This is a genomic window from Neobittarella massiliensis (ex Bilen et al. 2018), assembly GCF_900289145.1.
GTDB lineage: Bacteria > Bacillota > Clostridia > Oscillospirales > Ruminococcaceae > Neobittarella > Neobittarella massiliensis.
The window spans coordinates 264,528-287,794 of the sequence record NZ_OKQO01000004.1 but is presented as its reverse complement, the minus strand read 5'-3'; the positions used below and the strand labels follow the sequence as shown (position 1 = coordinate 287,794).

The window sequence follows — 23,267 nt, the reverse complement described above, 5'->3', positions numbered from 1 at the left end:
GGTATGCAGTCAACTCTCGGCCCGCTGAAAGTAGATCTGCACCGTGGACTGCTCCTCGTTGAGATAGTACGAGTAAGCGTAGCTCAGCTGTACGTCGTTTAGCCGGTAGTTGATATCACCCAGCAGCCGACCCATGGCGTTGCGCGACTCCACCAGCTCCAAAGCCTGCTCTTTACTGCCAAAACGCAGCTCCAGGTAATCCTCGCCGGCGGCGATGTTTTGGGCCGCAACCTCGGCGGCCCGGTCGGCGATCTGCTCAAAATCAGCAGCCTGCAACCCGTTTTTCACATAGTAGTTGAGCGCCTGCTCGCTGCAGTCGGGCAGAGGATAGTTCTCGCTGTCGTCGATCTGGTGGTCGCGCAAAATATCGGCGGTGGTAATGTTTTGATAAGTGTGATTGCGCACCCCTTGTTCCTGCTCAGAGCTCTCGAACTGAATGTCGTTCCAAGTCGGGTCCAGATGATAGTACGCCCCCTCCAGCTTGACGATATTCCAGCCGTGGCGCTCACCACGGCTCTCGCCCCGCACATACAGGCACTCCATGCCCGCCTGCTGAAACAACAATTGAGCGGCTTTGGCATACCCCTGGCATACCGCCTGCCCCTGCACCAGCGCCCCGTAGGCGGTGTAAGCATCGGCACCAGCGGCCTGTTCGGTATCGTACTGCAGTGTGGCTGACAGATAGTCGCTGACGAACACGCTTCTTTCAAAATCACCCGGCTGTCCCTGCATCTGACTGTCGAGCTCTTCCAGTTTTTGCTGTAGCTGCGAGGACTGGGCCTCGATCTCGCCCCGGGTACCGCTGTAATCCAGCAGTACTTTCTTTACCCGCCCCGACTCGGTGCGGGTCACATAGCGATACCCCTCGATCCAAAAGTGCTCTGGCGAGTCGGAAAAATAGTAGCGGTATACCCGTTCCAGTTCTTCCGCAGTGATATCGCCCTTTATACGCACCTCGTCCTGCCGCGAGGCGACGGCGGTATACAGTGCGTCGTAGAGGATCTGCTCGTCACCACTGAGTTGGGTGCGGCCATATTTGGCCTCTAGTTTAGCGTCGATATCCTCACCCGCCACGATGAGGTCGGCCTCAGGCCCGAGCAGGCCCTCCACTTTGTCTCCCAGCTGACAGCCGGTCAGCGCTGTCAAGAGCAGCAGGGCCAGCAGGCTTACGAATAGGTGTCTGTAGCGGCGATGGCTTTTTTTTTGCAATGTGTCCTCCCAAGGTATCATACCCGCTGCCCAGCACGGTGTACCGAATAAATGGGCAAATGGGTAAAAGAAAAAACGGAGCGGTGCATCCGTTTTTTCTTTTGCGCCGTATAGTTTTGTCAATGGCAGGCTACTTCTCGTACTTCACCTTTTTAGGGGTGTACTTTTTCAGAGCCTCTTCGCTGATCTTTACTTCCAGACTGTCCTGTTTTTCCTGTACCAGCGTCTCATACTCGGGCTGCTTCATTGCCGCTAACAGGCTGGTCTTGTAGCTGGCATACGCCTCGGGGTCGCTGTCGACCTCTACCCGCTGAAATACGTAGATGTACTGGGCCCCTTCGTAGTAGCCGTAGCTGCCCACCGCCGTGTCTTTCATGGCTTTCACGTACGCCAGCGGGAAGTTGGTGCCGTCCTCGCTGTAAGAGACATAGGTGGCGCCGATATAGTCGGCCCCCTCGCTCACGGTGTAGCCGCCTACCGGCAGGCACTGGGCCATCACGTCGCTGGCCACCTGGGCAAAGTCCTTGCCGCCATTGGCATCGGTCACGCCCTGCTGAGCGTACCCCAACATCTGGTTTACGCCGTCTTTACTAATGGAGGCGCTGTTGCTGTCGAGTTTTGGGATCTCAAAATAGCGGATGCGCATATAATTTTCTCTGGTGTAGGTGAGCAGTTCCTCGTCGGTCACTGCCTTTTCACCGCCCTCGCCGTACAGGGCATTAAACAGCTTGGTGGACTTGACGGCATTTTCTACGATGAGCTTATACGTGGCTTCGCTCACGCCGTTTTTCTCCATCACTTTTTGACCTGAGGGCCAGTTCTGGGCCACAGCGGCATCGACGTAATCGCGATCGCTGTCGGTGAGCTCCAGCCCCTTTTCTGCAAACAGCTGCTCGACTGCCGCGTAGGAGGCGCAGTGGGTCTTGGTGCGGTCCACAATGTACTCAGAAGCGGTCTGATCACCGACTTTTTGCTTAAACAGGCTCTTTTCCGAGTCCTCTACCGCGCTGAGCGCCTCGCCATAGGCGGTGTACTGATAATACAGGTAGATACCGTCGGTGATCTTTACGTCGCCCACCGTGGCCACGGTGCCAAAATGGGTGCCAAAGGTACAGCCGGCCATCACCAAGCTCAGTACCAGCGCCAGCGGTGCCAGCAGCTTTTTCTTTATCGACATTTCTAGGTCTCCCCCTCAACGCCGGCAGCCCGCCGGCGGGAATTTTTAACATTCTGCAGGGCCCTATGGCCCCATAATACTTTGCCTGTTATTATAGCAATTTTCGCGCCCGGTGTAAAGGCAAACCTAGCCAGCTATAGCCGGCTAGGCGGCTATTTCTCCATCAGTGCCAACACTTTTTTGATCAGGTCGATAGGCTTTTGGCCCGCTGCCAGTCGCGCGGCCAAATATGGCTTTTGACCGGCGTTAAAGACGATATTCTTGGCGCCGGTGCCCCCCGAAAGCGCCCGCGAGATGCGGTCCATATTCGGCCGGCCTATATAGAAATAGATGGTATCTTCCCGCTGTACGATCTCGGTGATGTCGAGCCCTGCCGCCTGGTTGCGCAAAAGCGCCACATCGATGAGTCCCAGCACGCTGCGCGGCGGGTCGGAAAAGCGGTCGATAATCTCGTCGAGCACGTCGTCTGCCTCCTGCCGCGAGGCGATGGCAGCGATCTTTTTATAGATATCGATACGGCTGGGCAGGCTCTCGATATAGGTCTCAGGGATATAGGCGTCCACCTGGATATCCACCTGGCACTCCTCATTCTTGTACGGCCGCTCCTCGCCTTTTTTCTCGCTCACCGCCTCGGCCAACAGGCGCAGGTACATATCGTAACCCACCGCCTCCATATGGCCGTGCTGTTGGGCCCCCAGCAGGTTGCCGGCGCCCCGCAGCTCCAGGTCGCGCATGGCGATCTTAAAGCCCGATCCAAAACTGGTAAACTCGCGGATGGCTGTAAGCCGTTTAGAGGCGATCTCGGTGAGCACCTTGCCCCGCTTAAAGGTAAAGTAGGCAAAGGCCCGCTTGGTGGAGCGGCCCACACGGCCGCGTATCTGATATAGCTGCGACAGACCTAGTCGGTCGGCGTCCTCGATAATGAGGGTGTTGCAGTTGGCCACGTCCACTCCGGTCTCGATGATGGTGGTGCAAACCAACACGTCGATGGTGCCGTCAAGCAGTTGCGACCACACCGACGACAGTTCCCGCTCGGTCATTTTACCGTGGGCAAAAGCCACGCTGGCCCCGGGGACCATCTGGGCGATCTTGGCCGCCCGGCTCTCGATCGATTCCACCTTGTTATACAGATAATAGACCTGGCCGCCACGGCGCAGCTCCTTTTTGATGGCGTCGGCCACCAGCACGTCGCTGTGTTCCACCACATAAGTCTGGATGGGGTGGCGGTCCTGGGGCGCCTCGTCGATGATGGAGATGTCGCGGATGCCCGACATAGCCATGTTCAGGGTGCGGGGGATGGGGGTGGCCGACAGCGTCAGCAGATCGATCCCCTTAAACGCCTCTTTGAACCGCTCTTTGTGAGCCACGCCAAAGCGCTGCTCCTCGTCGATGATGGCCAGTCCCAGGTCTTTAAACTTTACATCTTTTTGGATGAGGCGGTGAGTGCCCACCACGATATCCACCTCGCCGGTGCGCAGTTGACGGATGATCTCGCGCTGCTGCTTGGCATTGCGAAAGCGCGAGAGCAGCTCTACCTTTACCGGGAAGTCGCCGATGCGCTTGAGCAGGTTCTGATAGTGCTGCCAAGCCAGGATGGTGGTGGGCACCAAAATGGCGCACTGCTTGGAGTCGAGCACACATTTAAATGCTGCCCGCAGCGCCACTTCGGTCTTGCCAAAGCCCACGTCACCGCACAAAATGCGGTCCATGGGGCGAAGAGACTGCATATCCTGTTTGATCTCCTGGATGCATCGCAGCTGATCGTCGGTCTCGGCGTACTCGAAGCGCTCTTCAAATTCTCGCTGCCAGTCGTTGTCCGCAGAGAAGGCGAAGCCTTTGGCCTGAGCGCGGGAGGCATACAGTGCGATGAGTTCGTCAGCCATGTCGCGCACTGAGGCGTATACTCGCTGTTTGGTCTTCTGCCACTCGGTGGAGTGCAGCCGGTTGAGCTTTACCCGCTTATCCTCTTTGGGGCCGATGTATTTCGACACCAGATCGAGTTGGGTCACCGGCACGAACAGCACGTCTTTGCCCGAGTACTTGATCTTTAAATAGTCCTTTTTTACCCCCTGTATCTCCAGCTGGGTCACCCCGTCGAACTGGCCGATACCGTGGGCGATATGCACCACGTAGTCGCCTTTGGTGATGTCCTCCAGCGAAGTTATAGCATCTTTTTTGCGCACCTTTTTGGCCCGGCGCTTACCGGCACCCACATTGGTCTGCAGATAGGTGATGACCCCTACTCGCAGTTCGGGGTACTCAAAGCCCGCCGACAAGCTGCCGGTGGCCACGTATATCCGCCCGGCCACGATATCTTTGCCGCTCTCGGTATACTGGGCGCTATAGCCGTCTTTTTGCAGGTCGTGGGCCAGCGTACGAGCTGATTTTTCGGTGCCGGCCAAAATTAACAGGCAGTAGCTCTTTTCCAACTGGCCGTCGATCTCCTCGCGCAGCATCTGCATCTGGCCGCTCCAGCAGGAGGTAGAGATAGCGGTAAAATCGATCAGATCTTTTAAGGCAAAGTCGGGGATGGGGCGGGAAAAAGTCTCTAAAAAGGCGGTGCGCCGCCGGCCCAACTGCCCCAGCAGGTAACCCTTATCACCGCAAAAAGTGGTGAGTTTTTCTACCAGTAGCCCCTCTTCCAGGAGCGTTTGGATATCCTCTCCCATCTGCCACAGAAAGTTGTCGAGCTCTACCAAAATATCGTTTAGCTCACTGGTAAATACCACTGCGTCTTCTAAATAGTCAAACAGCGTTGCTCCTTGCGGGTAACATAGGCCGATATAGCGGTCAATGTCCACGATCTCCACACCGTTTTGTGCCCGCTCGATATCTGCCGCCAGCTGCTCGTTTTTCTGCTTGGCGGCCAGTTTTTGCAGCTGCTTTACCAGGTCTTCCGGCTCCTGTATAAGCACCTCTTTGGCCGGGGTGATGGCTATCTTCTCCAGCTGGTCGGTGCGCCGCTGGCTCAGTAGGTCGAAAGTGCAGATGGTATCGATCTCGTCGCCCCAGTACTCCAGGCGCAGCGGCTGCGCCGCCTGCGGGGGAAAGATATCCAGAATACCGCCCCGCAGTGAAAATTGACCTGGACCATCTACCTGCGGCCGGCGGATATACCCGCTGGCCACCAGCCGCGCAGCCAGCTGCTGTACCGGCAGCTCGTCGCCCTGACCCACCTCAAAACTGTTTTGCCGGTAAAGCTGTGGTGGTATCGTGTGTTGCAGCGCCGCCGGGGCGGTGGTTACCACGATCTTACAGCTGCCGTCGAGTATGCCACCCAGCACTGCCAGGCGACTGTACTCAAATTCCCGCGAGGCCCCCTCGATAGGCCGAAATACAAAATCTTTTTGCCGATACACCTGGGCCAGCAGGCTGCCGTACATGTTGTTGATGTTGTCACAGGTGCGCTCGGCCGAGCGCTCGTCAGGGCAGAGCAGCAAAAATTGCCCGCCCAGGTCGCAGTAAGCGGCCATGGCCAGGTTGGATTTGTGCACCGTAGACAGCCCGTACCCCGCTATGGGGGTATTTTCGTCTTTCAGTGCGTCTTTTAACCTTTGATAGGGACCCGAGTTCTGCAGGATACTGTGAAAAAATTCCATGGTGCGCCTCTAGCTGTTGTAGCGGTTCATGGCCTCGCCGATATTGTCCTGCAACACCAGCTGTACGGTGTCCAGGCAGGGCTCGGCCAATTCCTCGATGCGGCGGCGCTCGCTCTCGGTAAAGCGGGAGAGCACCCAGTCGGCCAGGTCGTAGCGGGGGTCGGGCTTTTTGCCGATACCCACCTTGATACGCGGAAACGCCTCGCTGTCCAGGCAGTAACTGATATCGCGGATACCGTTGTGCCCGCCGTGCGATCCCTTACGCCGGATGCGCATCTTGCCTATCTCCAGCGAGATATCATCAAAGATGACCAGCACTTTTTCCGGTGGGATCTGATAGTAGTTGCAGGCCTCCAGCACGCTGTGGCCCGAGAGGTTCATAAAGGTCTGAGGCATTAACAGCAGCACCTTTTTTCCGTTTATCTGCGCGCTGCCACATTTGCCCTGAAAACGGGCCCGATCGATCTTGACTCCCAGTTGATCGGCTATCTTCTCCATCAGTATAAAGCCGGTGTTGTGCCGGGTATATTGATATTTGGGTCCGGGGTTGCCAAGGCCCACCACACACAGGTCAAATTGGGGCCGCGAAAACAGTGCCACGATAAAAGTCCCTCCTACTTCCCCATCTGGGGGCGTTTAGCTGGTTTATATGCGGGCAAATTTTATCGCCGCGCTGCCCATTGGGTAAGCCCGGTTTAAGTATGACACTGCTCTTTCAGCTCATTGTGTCACGGTGCCGCGCAAAAATTTGCCAAAAAGCGGCGAAACGCCTATTGGCGGACCGGTGAAAAACACCGCCCCGCCAATTGCTATGTACACCTGTATGCCGCCCGTCTTCTGCGCTGGGTGCCTCAGCCGAGCTGGCCCGGCGGCACTGCACTCAGACAAACAGCGTCGACACTGGTTTGTCTGAGTAGATACGGGCGATGGCCTCGGCAAATACGGGGGCCACCGGCAGCACTTTGATCTTGTCCAGCTGCTTTTCTTTGGGCAGCGGGACGGTATCTAAAAACACCAGCTCTTTGATGGGGCTCTCTTTGATGCGCTCGATGGCTGGACCGGAGAGCACCGCATGGGTGGCGCAGGCGTATACCTCTTTGGCGCCTTTCTCGATCAGCGCTTTGGCGCCGTTACATAAGGTGCCGGCGGTGTCGATCATGTCGTCGACCAAGATGATGCGCTTGTCTTTCACGTCGCCGATGATATTCATCACTTCCGACACATTGGCCTTCTGGCGGCGCTTGTCGACAATGGCGATGGGGAAATCCAGTTTCTGGGCGAAGTTACGGGCACGGGTCACCGAGCCGAAATCGGGCGACACTACCACCACGTCGTCGGCGCCGGCAAACTTCTTTTCAAAGTACGGGGCCAGCAGAGGCACGCCCAGCAGGTGATCTACCGGGATGTCGAAGAAGCCCTGCAGCTGAGCGGCGTGCAGGTCCATGGTCAGCACCCGGTCGGCGCCGGCGGCGGTGATCAGGTCGGCCACCAGCTTGGCCGAGATGGGGTCGCGGGCCTTGGACTTGCGGTCCTGCCTGGCGTAGCCAAAGTAGGGGATGACCGCCGTCACCCGGCCGGCCGAGGCCCGTTTAAAGGCGTCGATCATGATGAGCATCTCCATCAGGTGGCGGTTGACCGGCGCACAGGTAGACTGCACTACAAAGACGTCTGAGCCGCGGACCGACTCGTGGATTGCCACCGAGATCTCGCCGTCAGAAAACTGCCCTACGTCGGATTTGCCCACCGGCAGCCCCAGATACTCGGCGATCTCTCCGGCCACTTTGGGGTTGGAGTTCGCGGTAAAAATCTTGATGTCTTTCCCGTGTATGTTCATAATTTTTCCCCTATCTTAAAATCAAGTCTATCCCTTATCCGGCGGGACACGGTCCGCCGTTTCTCCCCTTTTTGATAGCGGCCGGCTACTTCTCCTCTTTTTGGGCCCGCTGTTTCTTGATGCGGGCCGCAAGCTTTTTGCTGGCCCACCCCTCGATATTTTTCTGGTATCCGCGCTCGATAGCCAGCGAGCCGGCGGGCACGTCCTCAGTGATGGTAGAGCCGGCGGCGGTATAGGCCCCCTGCCCCACCTTTACCGGCGCCACCAGGTTGGTGTTGCAGCCGATAAATGAGTCGCTCTCGATGGTGGTGCGAAACTTATTAGACCCGTCGTAATTGACGGTGACGCAGCCGCAGCCGAAGTTGACCCGGTCGCCCACATCACTGTCGCCCACATAAGTCAGGTGGGCGATGCTGGTCTTTTCGCCCACGGTGGAGTTTTTCACCTCTACAAAGTTACCCACCTTAGCCATGTCGCCAATATGCGAATTGGGCCGCAGCTGCACGAACGGGCCCATGCGCACCCCGCTGCCCACAGTGGCATTTTGCATATGGGTGCTGTTGATGATGCTGTCGTCGCCGATGACCGAATCGTCGATGAGCGAGTTGGGGCCGACGATGCAGCCGCCACCGATGACCGAGCGACCTTTGACGATGGTCCCAGGCAGCACTTTGGTATCGGGGCCGATCTGGCAGTCGGGCGACAGCACTACGCCGTCACAGCTGACAAACTCTACCCCCTCGTCCATCATCCGCTCGATGACCCGCTGCCGGGCGATCTGGTTGAGTTTGTACAGGCTGCGCCGATCGTTGGCCCCCAGCACCACATCATCGCTGGCGGCGGCAAAGCTCCCGGCCCCGCGGCCCATCTCGATGAGCAGCGCCACCGAGTCAGTCAGGTAGTACTCGCCCTGGGCATTGTCATTTTTTAAGCTGTCGAGCACCTCTAACAGGTCGCCGGTCTTAAACCAGAAAGCGCCGGAATTGACCTCTTTTATAAGCAGCTGCTCAGGGGTGGCGTCTTTTTGCTCCACAATTGCCGCTATCTTGCCATCGCTCCCTTTTACGATGCGGCCATAGCCGGTGGGGTCGCTCAGCTCGGCAGTGATCACAGTGACTGCGTCGCCGCTCTGCACGTGCGCCCGAAGCGAGCGGCGGATGGTGTCGGCGTCGATAAAAGGGGCGTCTCCACATAAAATCAGGGTATGCCCATTGGTACGCGAAGATAAAAATACTCTCCCCTGCATCACAGCATGCCCTGTTCCCAGTCTCTCTTTTTGCAGCACCGTGGTCACATCGTCACCCAACACGTCGATGACCTGCTGGCTGCCGTTGCCCACCACGGCACATATGTCCTGTATATCGGCCTCGCGCAGCGCATCGACGACCCAGTTGATCATCGGCTTAAAAAGCACCTCGCAGAGCACCTTGGGTTTTTTCGAGCGCATGCGTTTGCCTTCGCCGGCAGCCAGCACCACTGCGCTGATGGTTTGCTCCATTACTTTTCCTCCCACACAAAACGCGCCGATAAGGCGCTATCTCTCATGGCGGTGAGCCAGAACATCTGCTCGCGGTCTGCCCGATCTCTTTTCACGACCTAAAACAGCCCAAAAGCGGGCGCACTGCACCCGCGAAAACAACAATTTTTTGTGAAATAGGCAGACGTCCGACCCAGTTTGTATATATAATTATTACAATTTTAAAACTTTTTTGCAAGTCCTTTTTGATTTGCTGGGGAAAATATATGGAAACTACACAATATTTGCCCGCCAAATCAATTTGGGTATAGCAAATAGAGGTCCCATTTGTTATAATGATAGGCATAGACAAAGGGTCTAAAGCATATGAACAATCAGCGACGCACTCTGTGCAGATTTTAACCCCGCGAGAAATCCGCTTGCGAGGAGATATCTGCATGGGTATTTTGCTGTCTGTTTGTGTGGATGTAAAAATATCAGGAGGTAGATATTTGTGAGCACAAAATTTGTGTACAAATTTTCCGAGGGCAACGGCACTATGCGCGAGCTCTTGGGCGGCAAAGGTGCCAACCTGGCCGAGATGACCAACCTGGGCATGCCGGTGCCCCAGGGCTTCACCGTCACCACCGAGGCCTGCACCCAGTACTACAAAGACGGCAAACAGATCAACGAGGATATCCAGAACGAGATCTTCGCCAATCTGGCTGATTTTGAGAAACTGGTCGGCAAAAAATTCGGCGACCCCGAGAACCCGCTGCTGGTCTCTGTCCGCTCCGGCGCCAGAGCTTCTATGCCCGGCATGATGGACACCATCCTCAACCTGGGCCTCAACGACGAGGTGGTCGAGGGCTTTGCCAAGTTCACGAACAACCCCCGTTTCGCCTACGATTCCTATCGCCGCTTCATCCAGATGTTCTCTGACGTGGTCATGGAACTGCCCAAACCCGAGTTCGAGAAGATCATCGACCAGAAGAAAGAGGAGCGCGGTGTCGTTCAGGATACCGAGCTGGATGCCGACGACATGAAAGACCTGGTCGTCCGTTTCAAAGCTTTCTACAAAGAGAAGAAAGGCACCGACTTCCCCGCTGACCCCAAGGTCCAGCTGATGGAGGCCGTTAAAGCCGTGTTCCGCTCTTGGGACAACCCCCGCGCCAATGTCTACCGCCGCATGAATGAGATCCCCTACGACTGGGGCACCGCTGTCAACGTACAGATGATGGTATTCGGTAACTCCGGCGACAACTCCGGTACCGGCGTTGCCTTTACCCGCAACCCCGCCACCGGCGAGAAAGCGCTGTTCGGCGAGTACCTGATCAACGCTCAGGGCGAAGACGTGGTCGCCGGCGTACGCACTCCGTTCCCCATCTCTCACCTGAAAGAGGATATGCCCGAGGTGTACGACCAGTTTGCCGCTATCGCCGACCGACTGGAGAAACATTACCGCGACATGCAGGACATGGAGTTTACCATCGAGAATGGTCAGCTGTTCATGCTGCAGACCAGAAACGGCAAACGCACCGCCGCTGCCGCTCTGAAGATCGCTGTCGACCTGGTCGACGAAGGCATGATCTCTGAGAACGAAGCTGTCCTGCGCGTTGAGCCCAAACAGCTGGATTCTCTGCTGCATCCCCAGTTCGACGCTGCCGAGCTGAAAAAAGCCGAGCTCATCGGCAAAGGTCTGGCCGCTTCTCCGGGCGCTGCCTGTGGCAAAGTCGTCTTTACCGCTGAGGACGCCAAAGAGTGGGCCGACCGCGGTGAGAAGATCGTTCTGGTTCGTCGCGAGACCTCTCCTGAGGATATCGAGGGCATGAACGTAGCCGAGGGTATCCTGACCGTTCGCGGCGGTATGACCTCCCACGCTGCTGTTGTTGCCCGTGGCATGGGTACCTGCTGTGTATCCGGCTGCGGCGAGATCGTCATGAACGAGGAAGCCAAAGAGTTTACCCTGGGTGGCAAGACCATCAAAGAGGGCGACTTCATCTCCATTGATGGCTCTACCGGTAACATCTACTACGGCGCCATCCCCACCAGCCCCGCTGCTATCTCCGGCGACTTCAGCCGTTTCATGGCTTGGGCCGATGCTGTGCGCAAGCTCAAAGTGCTGGCCAACGCCGACAATCCGCGCGACGCCAAGCAGGGCCGCGCTTTCGGCGCACAGGGTATTGGCCTGTGCCGTACCGAGCACATGTTCTTCGAGGAGACCCGTATCAAAGCCATGCGCGAGATGATCGTGGCCGAGAACACCGAGGACCGCAAAAAAGCGCTGGCCAAAATCGAGCCCTATCAGCAGGGTGACTTCGAGGCGCTGTACGAAGTGATGGAGGGCGACCCGGTAACCATTCGTTTCCTCGATCCCCCGCTGCATGAGTTCCTGCCCACCAAGGAAGAGGACATCAAAGAGATCGCCGACGAGCTGGGCATCACCGTTGAGAAGCTCAAGACCGTTATCGCCTCTCTGCACGAGTTTAACCCCATGATGGGTCACCGCGGCTGCCGCCTGGCTGTCTCCTATCCCGAGATCGCCGAGATGCAGACCACTGCCGTCATCAAAGCGGCCATCAACGTCACCAAGAAAGGCAAATTCTCGGTAAAACCCCAGATCATGATCCCGCTGGTCGGCGAGGTCAAAGAGCTGAAGTTTGTCAAAGACGTGGTCGTTGCCACCGCTGACAAGCTGATCGCCGAGTCGGGTATCGACCTCGAGTACGAAGTCGGCACCATGATCGAGATCCCCCGCGCTGCTCTGACTGCCGACGAGATCGCCACCGAGGCCGAGTTCTTCAGTTTCGGTACCAACGACCTCACCCAGATGACCTTCGGCTTTAGCCGTGACGACGCCGGCAAGTTCCTGGATTACTACTACGACAACAAAGTCTACGAGTCCGACCCGTTTGCTCACCTGGACCAGAAAGGTGTTGGCAAGCTGGTAGAGATGGCCGCCAAACTGGGCCGCCAGACCAGACCTGACATCCACCTGGGCATCTGCGGCGAGCACGGCGGTGATCCGACGTCGGTCGAGTTCTGCCACCGCGCCGGCCTGGACTATGTCTCCTGCTCGCCTTTCCGCGTGCCCATCGCCAGATTGGCCGCCGCTCAGGCTGCGCTGAAAGACTAAGTTTTTTAACCAGGGCGCCGGTGCCTGGCACCGAAGAACTCTGTCTAGGTTTATCTAAGTGAATAAAAAGCACCCGCCGTTTTAAACGTCGGGTGCCTTTTTATTTATACTAAACCATTCTTTCTGTACCCTGCATTTGTGCTCAACACTGTCTCACTCTTTTTTGCATACCAGTATTATCGGCAGATGCACGGTATCGAGGCAGCAATTCCTGTACAATCTGTAAAAAGTATATGAGATCTCTTGTTTCTACCTGCAGCAAGTAGTATGGTAAGATTGTAAAATTGTTCTACTTGTCTAACGAATAGGAGGGATCTCAATGGCTGATCAGATCAAACTAGCCGATATTGTGGTGGATTGCCCAGATGAACAGAAACTCTGCACGTTTTACCAGGAATTGCTGGGCTGGTCTCGCAGTGAGATGTTTGGACATCCGGCAGTGGTCAGCAAAAACGGCGTGATGTTTCTTTTTGTTCAGGAGGAAGACTATGTAGCTCCTGTCTGGCCAGAGGAACCTGATAAGCAGCAAAAACAGCTGCACTTTGACTTTCTGGTGCCCGATGTGGCGGCAGCTGTAGCTAAAGCAGAGCAGTTGGGGGCTATTAAGGCTACCGCTCAATTTGGCGGAGATCATTTCGTCACCATGTTCGACCCTGCCGGTCATCCGCTCTGTCTCTGCCTGGCAGATTGAGCAGCGAGCAGTTATAGCTGCTTATAAATCTACTGATAAGCAAAAAGTGGCGCTATATAAATATAGCGCCACTTTTATATTATAAGTATTTAACTCAGGAATTCGCCCCTACTATTGCATTTTTGTCTTGATCTGCACCAATGCCTTCTTTAGCACTTGAGCGTGTAGCGGCCCTAGACCCCTCCTGACTAAAAAGTACTGAAGTATCTCTTTCTACCCATATCTGCTGGCAGCAGTTCAGAAAGTGGGGATTCGATGCTCCAGATAACCAATGGCAAGATAGTAATTGCTGATGATAAAAGCGCAGTCTCTCGACATTAAATATTCTGTGTTGTGAAAAATCGGGGTTTATATCCGGTTCGTGTCCATCGACGACTGCCTTTGTTCCTTCTGTATGCGCTCGTACAAGCATCTATACCTACAAGTATATAGAGCATATAGGACTTCTGTTTCTATTTTGTTAAAATACGTACATTTTGTACGGGTATTTTCCAAGACAGTGGGCGTATATCAGTAGATAGGAAAACACTTGACGGCCAACCTATAATAATCTGCATACTCCCGTTTTGTACTAAAATTGTTTACAATTATATTTAGATTAGGCCTGTTAAAGTAGCAGATCACACCGGAGATAACATCCCTGCGTCTTCCTCTCAATTGACCAGTAGACGCCGTTATCTTTGCACTGTTTTCTGGAATATGAAAGGAATACAGCAAGAATATTTATAGCTCCCACACATCATCTATCAACGGATAGCACATCTCCTCGTGAAAGTCAGCGTCGGTCACTGCCGCACTCGGCAACTTGATATACTTCATCTCGGCTTCGGCCAGTACTTCCCCATCTAAGTCTCGTATCTCGGCGTGGCTCTTCACAAATCGTGAGTTGGCCATCTCTATAGAACCCTGTCCCAGCAGCGGCACCCCGTAGGGTACTGGTTTGCGGTATTTGGTCTGCAACGTCATGGTAACTGCCAACACCTCCGGCTCTACCACCCAGTAGGCGCGGAAACCCAACTCATCGAGCATAGCTGTGATCATACCTCCGTGTACCCGGCCGGGGTAGCTCTGATGTTCGGGGCGGTAGCAAAAGCGTGTCATTACCGAGTCGTCTTCCATTACGTAAAACGGTGCCTGTACACCGAGTGGATTATCCATCCCGCAGATCACGCACATACGACTGTTGGCCTGCTTTTCCCTCACTCTCATTTTTTTGACCTCCGGTAGCTCTTAGAAAAAGCGCAGCTGTTGTACCCGGGGTGCCGGGCGGCGGCGCTGTATCATGCGCACCTCTGCCGGCAGCTCAGCCACAAAAAGGCTGCTCTTGTCAGCTCCCGTCAGCATCAGGTGCTCCTTAGCTCGGGTAATCCCCACATAAAACAGCCGCCGTTCCTCTTCCAGGTCATCCACTTCGCCACCGCGTTCCAGGGGCAAATTCCCTTTAGAAAGCCCCGCTAGTATTACCGCCGCAAACTCCAATCCCTTGGCACCGTGCAGGGTCATCAACCGCACTGCTCCACCGGATCCGACTTTACCACTGCGGCGGCGCAAATCGCCTTCCTGACCCAAGATCAGCGCCTGCAACATCTCTGGCAGCGTTTTGTAAAAAGCTGCGGCTCCCAGCAGCTTTTGCAGGCCTGCCGTCTGCTCCGGCTGGTTGTCGGTCCATTGTTGTAAAAGCTTTAGCGGCTTATCTTTTAAGTGGGGTAGATAACTCTCCACTGCGGTCAACCAAGAGGCGAGCAGCGGCTGTTGACCGAAGGTCCGCTGTAGGTCTTCTATCTCTAGTTCCCCCATCTCACCACACTGCCGACACACTGACTGTACCAGGTCTTCTGGGCAGTTCCACAGCACCCGCAGTGCCGCACCCAGTGCCGGACGATCAGCCGGCTGACACAACCAGCTAAAAAGGGCCAGCACACCTTGTACCTCTGGCTGTTCTAAATAATTTTCTCGCCCGGTGACGATACAGGGGATGTCATCGTGGCGCAGACAATGTTCGATCAGATCTAATTGGTGGTGTGTGCGCGCCAACACTGCTATCTCACCAAAGGCATAGACACGTTCTGGCTGTTCCATATCTTGAGCAGCCAACATGTCTACACCGCCGGACAGGCGGGCGATTTCCTTGGCAATAGCCACCCCTTCAGAAAAATCGGTGGCTGACTGCACGTATTCCACCGGTTCTCCTTCTGGCAGATGGGGCAGCAGAAGTCGCGGCTCGCCCGGATTGTGATCGATCACGGCGCGGGCGCAGTCGAGTACCTGCGGCGTGCTGCGATAATTTTGTCGCAACACCACTGTACGTACCGGTCGGTCGCCGGCAGACAGCCGCTCAAAGCAGTGGGCATCTGCCCCGCGAAATCCGTAGATCGCCTGGTCAGGATCGCCGATAGCAAACAAGCTCTGGCTATTTGCCGCCCAGCACTGCACCAGATCAAATTGAACCGGATTGATATCCTGAAACTCGTCTACCAGCAGATGGGTGAATCGGGCCGATCGTCCCGGTCCTTTTTGCAGTGCGCGCAACAACAGATCATCCAGGTCAGTCAGGCCGTACACTTGTAACTTTTGGTCATATGCAGCCACGATATCGTCCAACTCGCCGGTCTGTCGACTATTTTTGGCCGCCGAAATAGTCTGTAATAATTTCTTAGGCCGTTCTTTGCGCCCATACTCCTGAATCAGTTGAGCGGCGATCTCCGCTGCCGCCGCATCATTGAGCAGCTGTACCTTTCCCAACAGCTTTAAGCAAATGCTGTGAAAGGTCCCCACCGTCAGACCGCGCAGTGCTGACTTACCGCCCAACATAACCTCTAAACGCTGGCGCATCTCAGTTGCCGCCTGATTAGTAAAGGTGACTGCCGTAATGTTTGCGGGCGAAACACCTTGCTCGATCAGATGTGCGATTCGGGCTACCAGTGTCTTGGTCTTACCCGTACCCGGACCAGCAATGACTGCTATTACCGGATCTGTGGCGGTAGCAGCTTCTAGCTGCTCGGCGTTTAGGCCATCCAGTGGGCCTGTTGATAAACGCCGCTTCTCCTCTGGCTCTGCTGGCTGCTTATCTGAGCTGCCACCTGTCAGCGGCAATGTCTCGCGCTTTTGAGGTGCTTTCTTTTTCTTTTCTGGTACCAACAGCGTCATCTGGCCGTTGAGCAGTTCCAGCTCCTGTTCATCAAACAGCTGTATTTTACCGTAAGCGCCGTCATAACCGGGGGTACGCTGTACTTCACCACGGCGCAGTCGGGCAATACCTTCTGCAATAGCCGGGCCGGCTACCTTTTCGACCTCCGCTGTGTCCAGCTGCCGCAGAATAAAAAACTCCGGCCCCAGTTGCCACAACAGCTCTATATAGGTTCTCTGCACCTTTTTGCTAGTTGCCGAAACTCCCGTCGAGGCGGCGATGATCTCTGGCAGTGGGACGATGCTCTCATAAGGTTTTGCGCCCGGCCGCACCGTACCAAGTGCCCGGTCAGCCAATTCCTCTACCCGGTGCTGCACGCCTACCGTGATCTTTTTTCCACACACCGGACAGCGACCGCCCAGCCATACCGTCTCGGCCGGCTCGATGCACAGATCGCAGTTCCGGTGGCCATCCAGATGATATTTTCCCTCTTCGGGGAAAAATTCCAGCGTCCCGGCAAATCCCTCCCCAGTGCAGATCGCTGCTGCCATCGCCGGGTAAGAGAGCTCTGTATCTAACAGATTTGCCTCGCGCCCCAACTTAGCTGGTGAGTGGGCATCGGAATTCGAGATCAGTGTGTATCCATCAATACTCGATACCTGCCAGTTCATGGGCGGGTCGGAGGAGAGACCCGTCTCCAGCGCGTGGATGTGCCCGCTCAGATCGCCAAAGCACTGTTCCACCGTCTCAAAACCGGAGAAGGCGCCAAACATTGAAAAATGTGGGGTCCAGATATGGGCGGGTACAAATACTGCCTCCGGGCAGCTCTCCAGCGTCAATTCCAGCAGGTCACGACTATCCAGGCCCAGAATAGGCCGACCGTCCGAGTGGATATTGCCCACTGCCTCCAGCCGGCGGGCTAGCTCATCTGCCGCTTCCAGGCTGGGGAGCAATATCACATTGTGCACTTTTCTTGTGCGCCCGTCTTTTTTATAGATACAGCTTATCTCTCCGGTCACCACAAAGCGCGGGTCGCATACCTGCCCAGCGACCTGGTCGGGTATGCGGTATTCCGGGCGCAGTGTATAGAAACCCTCCTCAGCCGGCTGCAACCGTTCGCGCAGCTCCTGCCGCCAGGCCTGGTGTGTAAAATCACCGGTACCCACTACTTGAATACCTTTGCGGCGTGCCCACTGATCCAGGTGGGGGGCATCGCAGTCTTTACTGGTGGCCCGAGAATATTTTGAGTGGATGTGCAGGTCTGCTATATACAAAGCGTATTCTCCTTATTCTTCTGTAGGGCTCTATCGGCCCGCCTACCATCAGTGGATAGCTCTGACAAGTGATCTCCTCTATTATACTGCAAACAGTGTCAAAAAAACTAGTTTTTTGCCTATTTTCTGTAGTTTTGATAGCGAGTCATGTCTCTTTTGTACTGCTGATACGGCAAAAAAAGAGCGCCGAATGGCACTCTTTTTTTGCTCTTATCTAGAACGACCGTGTACCTCTAGTTCTCTTTTTTCTTACGCAGGGCAACAAATGCCACTCCGGCTAGAGCAGTAAAGGTAACTACTGTCGCCACGGCAAAATCGTCACCGGTGTTGGCAGAGTCATTCTTGTTATCTGGTTTATCGTTTTTGCCAGACTCTACCTTCTCGCCCACGATACCGAAGACTGAGAAAGAGGAGGTGGTGATGCTGACTGCATCACCCTCAACAGCGGCATCCAGCAGTTCTACCGAGCCATCGGCTTTCAGGTGCGCGACTTGGATGCCTTTTAGCACGTCTTGGACACCTTTCGAGACGATAGTGACGTTGACCGGTCCCTCGGGCTGGAACTCTTGATCACTGAGCATATCAAACAGTTTGATCTCGTAGATATCGGCCAGCATCTTACCCTCCGGGATGCCTTTCAGCAGACCAGCTACAGAGTCTTCACCGCCGTCTCTGGGGGCGACGGTCACCTTTACGTACCAGGGCAGATTGTCGCCAGAAACAGTGACGTTGTCCGCAGTGTGGTTGTAGTTAGCTACCTTTGCGATAGCACCGTCTAGTTTGAGCAATGCATCAGAACTCACGCGGTCGAAGTCCTCGTCGCTGAGTTCGCCAATAGCCAATAGGATATCGATCACTTTCTCCACATCGCTATCCGACTTGATCTCATCGGGCAGTGCGGTGATAGCGTTCTCTACATCGGTCACTGCCTGCGGCAGCGGGGTGGAGAACTCGCCGGATGTGGTATTGATGAGCAGTCCGGCAATGTTGTCGATATAGGCGACTTCCGAGGTGATTCTTGTATCGATCGAGCGGATCGTTACTTCCTGCGGGCCATTTTTCAAATTGATATGCAGCTCTCCAGCGGCATTGGTCTTTGCATTGCCCACATACTCGCCATCAGAGTACACTTCAAATTCACGGTCCGCCACCGCTGCATCATTTTCCTTTACGATGATGGTGGCCTCAAAAGAATCAGCGGTGTAGAGAGAATCTACCAATTTGATGCGGCCAGAATCCACCGGCACGGTAATGCCGTCTTCATTGCCGGGCAGGCTCATCAGGTATTTGATATAGTCTACCAGTGCCACATCGGAGGAATTGAGCTCGGCCACTTTATTGGTATTGCCCAGCATGTAATAGCCGTCGCCGCCGCCGATCTCGTACTCGCTGCAGACCAAGATCATCTTGGTAGTGGTGTCGTTCCTGTCCAGCAGTACTTCCGTACCATCGTCTTTTACCAGGTAGATCTCTTTTAAACGGTTGCCCATGATCTTGTTGTTTACGTCACTGGCAGTGCCGTTTACATTGTAGGTGTATCTAAAGCCGGAGGCCTGCGGGAAACGGCCATGCACATTGCCGTCAGCCGAAAGAGCACCGGTGGTGGTATCTTGGCCGGTCATAGCGCTCAGGCCCGCCTCAATGACCTCATAAAACAGTTTCGGTGTGACTTCTACGCACACGTCAGAACCGCCAAAGGGCAGGACCGTCAGTATTTGCCGTTGGGTGATGTCGCCGGCGGGGATGGAATCGCGTATGCCGCCGCCGCCCTGCAACACTACAAAAGGTGTGCCGGCACTGGTCTCAGTAGGCATATTCTGCATGGCTTGCCATCTGCGGGCATCGGCCACCAGAGAGCCCATATTGGTCTCGCCGCGACGGGCGATGCTCACCTTGTTGGGCATACCCACATTGCCGCCCCAAAGGTTAGATTTGCTCTTGCCCACGACCTTATTGAGTATGGGGTCCATCTCGGCATCCAGTGCATCGATGGCAGCTTTTACCGCCGCATCGGAATAGGTGTTCATGGCGGCGTAATCCAAACCGGTGGATACGGCGCTGGTGACACCGGTGCTGTCTATCGTCAGCTCAACTTTGCCCAGGTAGGCCAGTTTGGTGCCGGTAGAGGCGATGAGTGTCTGGTAGGTACCGACCTTTTTGCTGCTGTCGCCCAACATCACCTGGTGAGCGTGGCCGTCGATGATGACGTCTATCTTTTCAGTCTCGTCGGTGGCGGCGTTGGCGATATCGTAAGAGGAATCGCCGGCAGCTTCGTCATAGCCACAATGGGATAGACAGATAACAACGTCACAGCCCTGCTCCGTGCGCAAGGTCTTCGCCATCTCATTGGCGACATCGCCCACATCTTCAAACGTGATGCCCGAGAGTTTGGCGGGGTTGGCCGTCACGGCAGTCGACGGGGTCAGAATGCCAAATACACCGACCTTAACGCCATTATCCAGTTCTTTGGTAAAATAGGGCTGCAAGGTGGTGCCCAAACCCTTTACGTTTGCCGCCAGAACAGGGAAACCGTGCTGGCCATTTGAAGTGTCGGCGGCCAGCGAGATGTTATTGTACAGGTCCTGCAGCGCATAGTCAAACTCGTGGTTGCCCATTGCCGCCGCATCGTATCCGGCCAACTTCATCATTTTTACTGCAGTGGCGCCATTGTCGTGCGATACGTCAAAGTTGCCCTGTGAGAAGTCACCGGCATCCACTAATAGGGAATTGGGTGTGTTCGCTTTTATGCCAGCGATCATATCCATGCCGACTGAGCTCTTGCCATCGCTGCCGATGGCCCCGTGCATATCGTTGGTGTGGAAAATGGTTACTGTAGCAGTCTGGCCGCCACTCGGGAGCGCCGCCGAGACATTCGGCAGTACCAAGCTGAAGACCATAGCCACCGTCACGACCATCGATATGAGCCGTTTAAAGGTTTTCATGTACATCCTCCTTATTAAGTGTACGTTTTCGTTCACATTCATCCAGGGTACATTCTCTTCATATTTTTGGGCAGGTCTTGCAAAAAGGGCCTGCTCTTTTTGCCTCTTATCTACAAAAATAAATATGAACGAAAAGTTACAAATTCTGTTTTCATTATAGGTTTTAAAGCATCTCTGTCAATACTTTACATAAATTTTACACAATTAGTCTTTCAATTTTGGATGTATGGCCAATAGCATCTCTTCAATTTTGGCAATTATTCTCACTTACTGTTTACACAATGTGCTTTTCTTCGACAGCTCCAACCGGTACAAAAAAAGGCCCGCTGATCGAGCGGGTCTTTTTAAACTGATATTTATGCAAATAGATGCACTCTACTTTAAGTCTTTAAAAACTGCGGCCACCGCCACCGTGGCTGCTGCCACTAGAGCTGGTATGTGTCGATGACCCCCCGCCGCTGTGACCTCCACTATCTTTTGGTATGGCGGTACGGCTGGTGTGTGTGCTCACAAAACGGTCTTCTTTGATATATAGCTGCATGCTCTGTGCGCCGCGCCGGCCAGCTGTACCGCCGCCACCGGCAATATTTTTATGCCCGGCATACATCACCCATATGGTAATGCCACCCACGCCCAAAGAGATGCCCAGAGCCAGCAAAATAAAGCCGGGAGTAAACTGTGAGCTCACCCGCTTACCTTCATGCTCGATGCAGTAAGCACTCATCGAGAGGAACTTGTCGGCCGCTTTGTAATAGTCGTCATCGCTCATTTTGGGGGTGATCACGTCGAGGATATCATCGATATTGCGATCGCTGAACAGCTCGATGGCTTTGCCTTTGGTCGATATCCAGATTTTGCGCGCGTCCATATCCATCAGCAGGATCAGTCCATCGCCTGTTTCACCGCAGCCCAGACCATTATAGTCGTAAAAGTCATCGGCGAATGCCATCGACGACTTGCCCTGATTATCATCAATAGTCAGCACGGCGATGTCTATCTGGTATTGGTCGGCGATTTCTACCGCCGCCTGCGACAGCTCTTTTTCCTGTTCATCATCCAGCAACTCAGCGTAATCGTATATCTTCTGATATCCGGTGTCTTGAGCGCCGCCAAACAAGTTTCCCCCGATGTTGCCGGTATCCATCGGCGCCAACAGCTGCTTTGCCCGATCAAAAAACAATTGGCTACCTGCCAGATAGTTATCTTCATCGATAGCCTCTACGATATCGCGGGTCAGAGTATCCAGATCATCATTAGTGAGGTAGTTGTTCACTGCCCCCACCGAGTGCAGATAGACCTTGTATTCCTGCATATCCAGCAGCAAAAACAGTGCACTTCGGGTGTCTCCCCTACCCAGACCGTTGTTTTGGTACAGTGCCTGTACAAAGTCGTACTGGTCCTGGTCGCCCTTATCTCCGGTGGTGACGACAACGATATCGGTACCGTATCGGGCCGAAAGCTCCCCCGACTGCTGCGAGAGCTGCTGTAGCTCGCTATCCACAAACAGGCCGGCGTCATCATAAATACCGGCATAGTCTGTCTGCATGGCGGCGCTGGCCGGCAAGACTGCCATGACCACAAGCACAAGTGCCAGCAGCACCGCTGCCAGCCGCTGTGGGCTATGCTTTTTTTGATCTGTCATAAAAGCAGCCCTCCCCCCAGCATGATCAGGCCAAATACCACCGCCGAGACACCGGCAAACCAGGCCAGCATACGCTTTTTACTGAGGGGCAGCCGCCCTACCATTTTACCAGTCTGGCCGTTCATGGCAAATGTGTAGGTCTCGCCTTTATAGCGGGTGTTGAGCATCCACACCGGCAGCATCACGTAGTCGGCGTGGATCTGCTTGATCTGGGTATTGGCCGAGGACACCTGCACCGCCGCATAGCCCATGATCGTGTCTTTGAGCAGCTGCTGGCTGGTGGATGTCACCCGGTCGCGTACCCGCGGATACAGCTGTTGGGCATCTTCATCGTAGCGCTCGGCCAGGTATCCCGACAAATAGGCCATCGAGAAAGGTTTGAGCTGACCAAAATCAAACGGTTCCATACCGTCCATCAGCGCATTGTCCATCTTTTTCGAACCGTCTACCGGCAGATCTTCAAATTGCAGCTGACCGCCGCGGATTATGGAATACACATCTGTCTTGGTGTAGCGGTAGTTGGAATCTGACCAGTGCTGCACCCGCTCAGCTCTGGCCTGCAGTGAGGCGTCGGCCGCACAGTCGTACAGCCAAAACGGCGTGTAGATGCCGGTGAGTTTTTCTATTTGATGTGTCTTTTTAAAGTCACCAGGCAGCAGTGGGCGCTTTTTACAAAGGCGTTGTAGCGCATCCTGCGCGGCATCGGCCTTTAGCCGAAAAGGCAGGATCTGTTTGGGCGCGAATTTGCCCTGTACCTGGCCGGGTATAACGGTGGGGTTTTGGCAATAGGGGCAAAACGTGGCGGCGGTATTCTCATCTGCCAGTATCTGTGCCCCACAGCTGTTACAGCTCCACACGCGCATCTGGGAGGCATAATCCTGTTCTTCACCGCCACTTTTGGGGGTCTCGTCCACCACTGGTTGGCCGCTCTCGGTCTCGCCTTCGTCGGCCAGAGGGTCGGGCACCTCCCCCTCTTTCTTCTTTTTATAGATCTCGTCCATCTGCTCAACTGTAAAGCTGCTCAGGCAGAATTTACAGTCGAACTTCTGGGTGTCGCTGTTAAAGGTGAGTCCCGCCCCGCAATTGGGGCAGTCATAGGTGACCGTCTGCACAGCGCATACACCTCCTCTTTTCCTCAAAATGGGCGCCAGCCGCCATTCGGCTGGCGCCCATTTTACGC

General features: G+C 54.9%; 13 protein-coding genes. 2 read left to right on the top strand and 11 right to left on the bottom strand.

Annotation, left to right across the window (positions count from 1 at the left end; translation table 11 throughout):
* Positions 1-9: 9 nt before the first annotated feature.
* The 6 genes from C6Y32_RS07305 to glmU all read right to left on the bottom strand — a co-directional run bounded on the left by C6Y32_RS07305 (position 10) and on the right by glmU (position 9,317).
* Positions 10-1,209 carry a transglutaminase domain-containing protein gene (locus C6Y32_RS07305; protein ID WP_105204644.1) on the bottom strand — a complete coding sequence of 400 codons (1,200 nt, stop codon included), beginning with the start codon at positions 1,207-1,209 and terminating at the stop codon, positions 10-12.
* 130 nt (positions 1,210-1,339) lie between these two features.
* The gene (locus C6Y32_RS07300) at positions 1,340-2,386 is read right to left on the bottom strand and encodes a hypothetical protein (RefSeq protein WP_105204643.1); all 1,047 of its coding nucleotides are present in this window, start codon (positions 2,384-2,386) and stop codon (positions 1,340-1,342) included.
* Between the two features lie 152 nt (positions 2,387-2,538).
* On the bottom strand, positions 2,539-5,985 hold the full coding sequence (gene mfd / locus C6Y32_RS07295) for a transcription-repair coupling factor (protein WP_105204642.1): 3,447 nt from the start codon (positions 5,983-5,985) through the stop codon (positions 2,539-2,541).
* 9 nt (positions 5,986-5,994) lie between these two features.
* Positions 5,995-6,585 (bottom strand): aminoacyl-tRNA hydrolase, encoded by a 591-nt coding sequence (pth, locus tag C6Y32_RS07290; protein ID WP_243562601.1) that lies wholly within the window; start codon positions 6,583-6,585, stop codon positions 5,995-5,997.
* Positions 6,586-6,865: 280 nt separating this feature from the next.
* Positions 6,866-7,819, bottom strand: a complete 954-nt coding sequence (locus tag C6Y32_RS07285; protein ID WP_105204640.1) for a ribose-phosphate diphosphokinase — start codon at positions 7,817-7,819, stop codon at positions 6,866-6,868.
* 85 nt (positions 7,820-7,904) lie between these two features.
* Positions 7,905-9,317 (bottom strand): bifunctional UDP-N-acetylglucosamine diphosphorylase/glucosamine-1-phosphate N-acetyltransferase GlmU, encoded by a 1,413-nt coding sequence (gene glmU / locus C6Y32_RS07280; protein WP_105204639.1) that lies wholly within the window; start codon positions 9,315-9,317, stop codon positions 7,905-7,907.
* A 472-nt stretch (positions 9,318-9,789) separates the two neighbouring features.
* On the opposite strand from glmU, the gene ppdK reads away from it, so the two are divergent.
* Positions 9,790-12,411, top strand: a complete 2,622-nt coding sequence (gene ppdK / locus C6Y32_RS07275; protein WP_105204638.1) for a pyruvate, phosphate dikinase — start codon at positions 9,790-9,792, stop codon at positions 12,409-12,411.
* Between the two features lie 319 nt (positions 12,412-12,730).
* Positions 12,731-13,102 (top strand): VOC family protein, encoded by a 372-nt coding sequence (locus tag C6Y32_RS07270; protein ID WP_105204637.1) that lies wholly within the window; start codon positions 12,731-12,733, stop codon positions 13,100-13,102.
* Between the two features lie 723 nt (positions 13,103-13,825).
* Here the strand turns inward: C6Y32_RS07270 and C6Y32_RS07265 are convergent.
* From C6Y32_RS07265 to C6Y32_RS07245, 5 genes are all read right to left on the bottom strand, one after another.
* Positions 13,826-14,311 (bottom strand): PaaI family thioesterase, encoded by a 486-nt coding sequence (locus C6Y32_RS07265; RefSeq protein ID WP_105204636.1) that lies wholly within the window; start codon positions 14,309-14,311, stop codon positions 13,826-13,828.
* Positions 14,312-14,332: 21 nt separating this feature from the next.
* A complete protein-coding gene (locus C6Y32_RS07260; protein WP_105204635.1) occupies positions 14,333-17,503 on the bottom strand; it encodes a UvrD-helicase domain-containing protein in 3,171 nt (1,056 codons plus the stop codon).
* Between the two features lie 233 nt (positions 17,504-17,736).
* Positions 17,737-20,445 carry a bifunctional metallophosphatase/5'-nucleotidase gene (locus C6Y32_RS07255; RefSeq protein WP_164998175.1) on the bottom strand — a complete coding sequence of 903 codons (2,709 nt, stop codon included), beginning with the start codon at positions 20,443-20,445 and terminating at the stop codon, positions 17,737-17,739.
* Positions 20,446-20,833: 388 nt separating this feature from the next.
* A complete protein-coding gene (locus C6Y32_RS07250) occupies positions 20,834-22,087 on the bottom strand; it encodes a TPM domain-containing protein (RefSeq protein WP_105204633.1) in 1,254 nt (417 codons plus the stop codon).
* Positions 22,084-23,199: a TFIIB-type zinc ribbon-containing protein gene (locus C6Y32_RS07245; RefSeq protein ID WP_105204632.1), complete on the bottom strand. Its 1,116-nt coding sequence runs from the start codon at positions 23,197-23,199 to the stop codon at positions 22,084-22,086. Before C6Y32_RS07245 ends, C6Y32_RS07250 begins: the two co-directional genes overlap by 4 nt.
* Between the last annotated feature and the right edge of the window lie 68 nt (positions 23,200-23,267).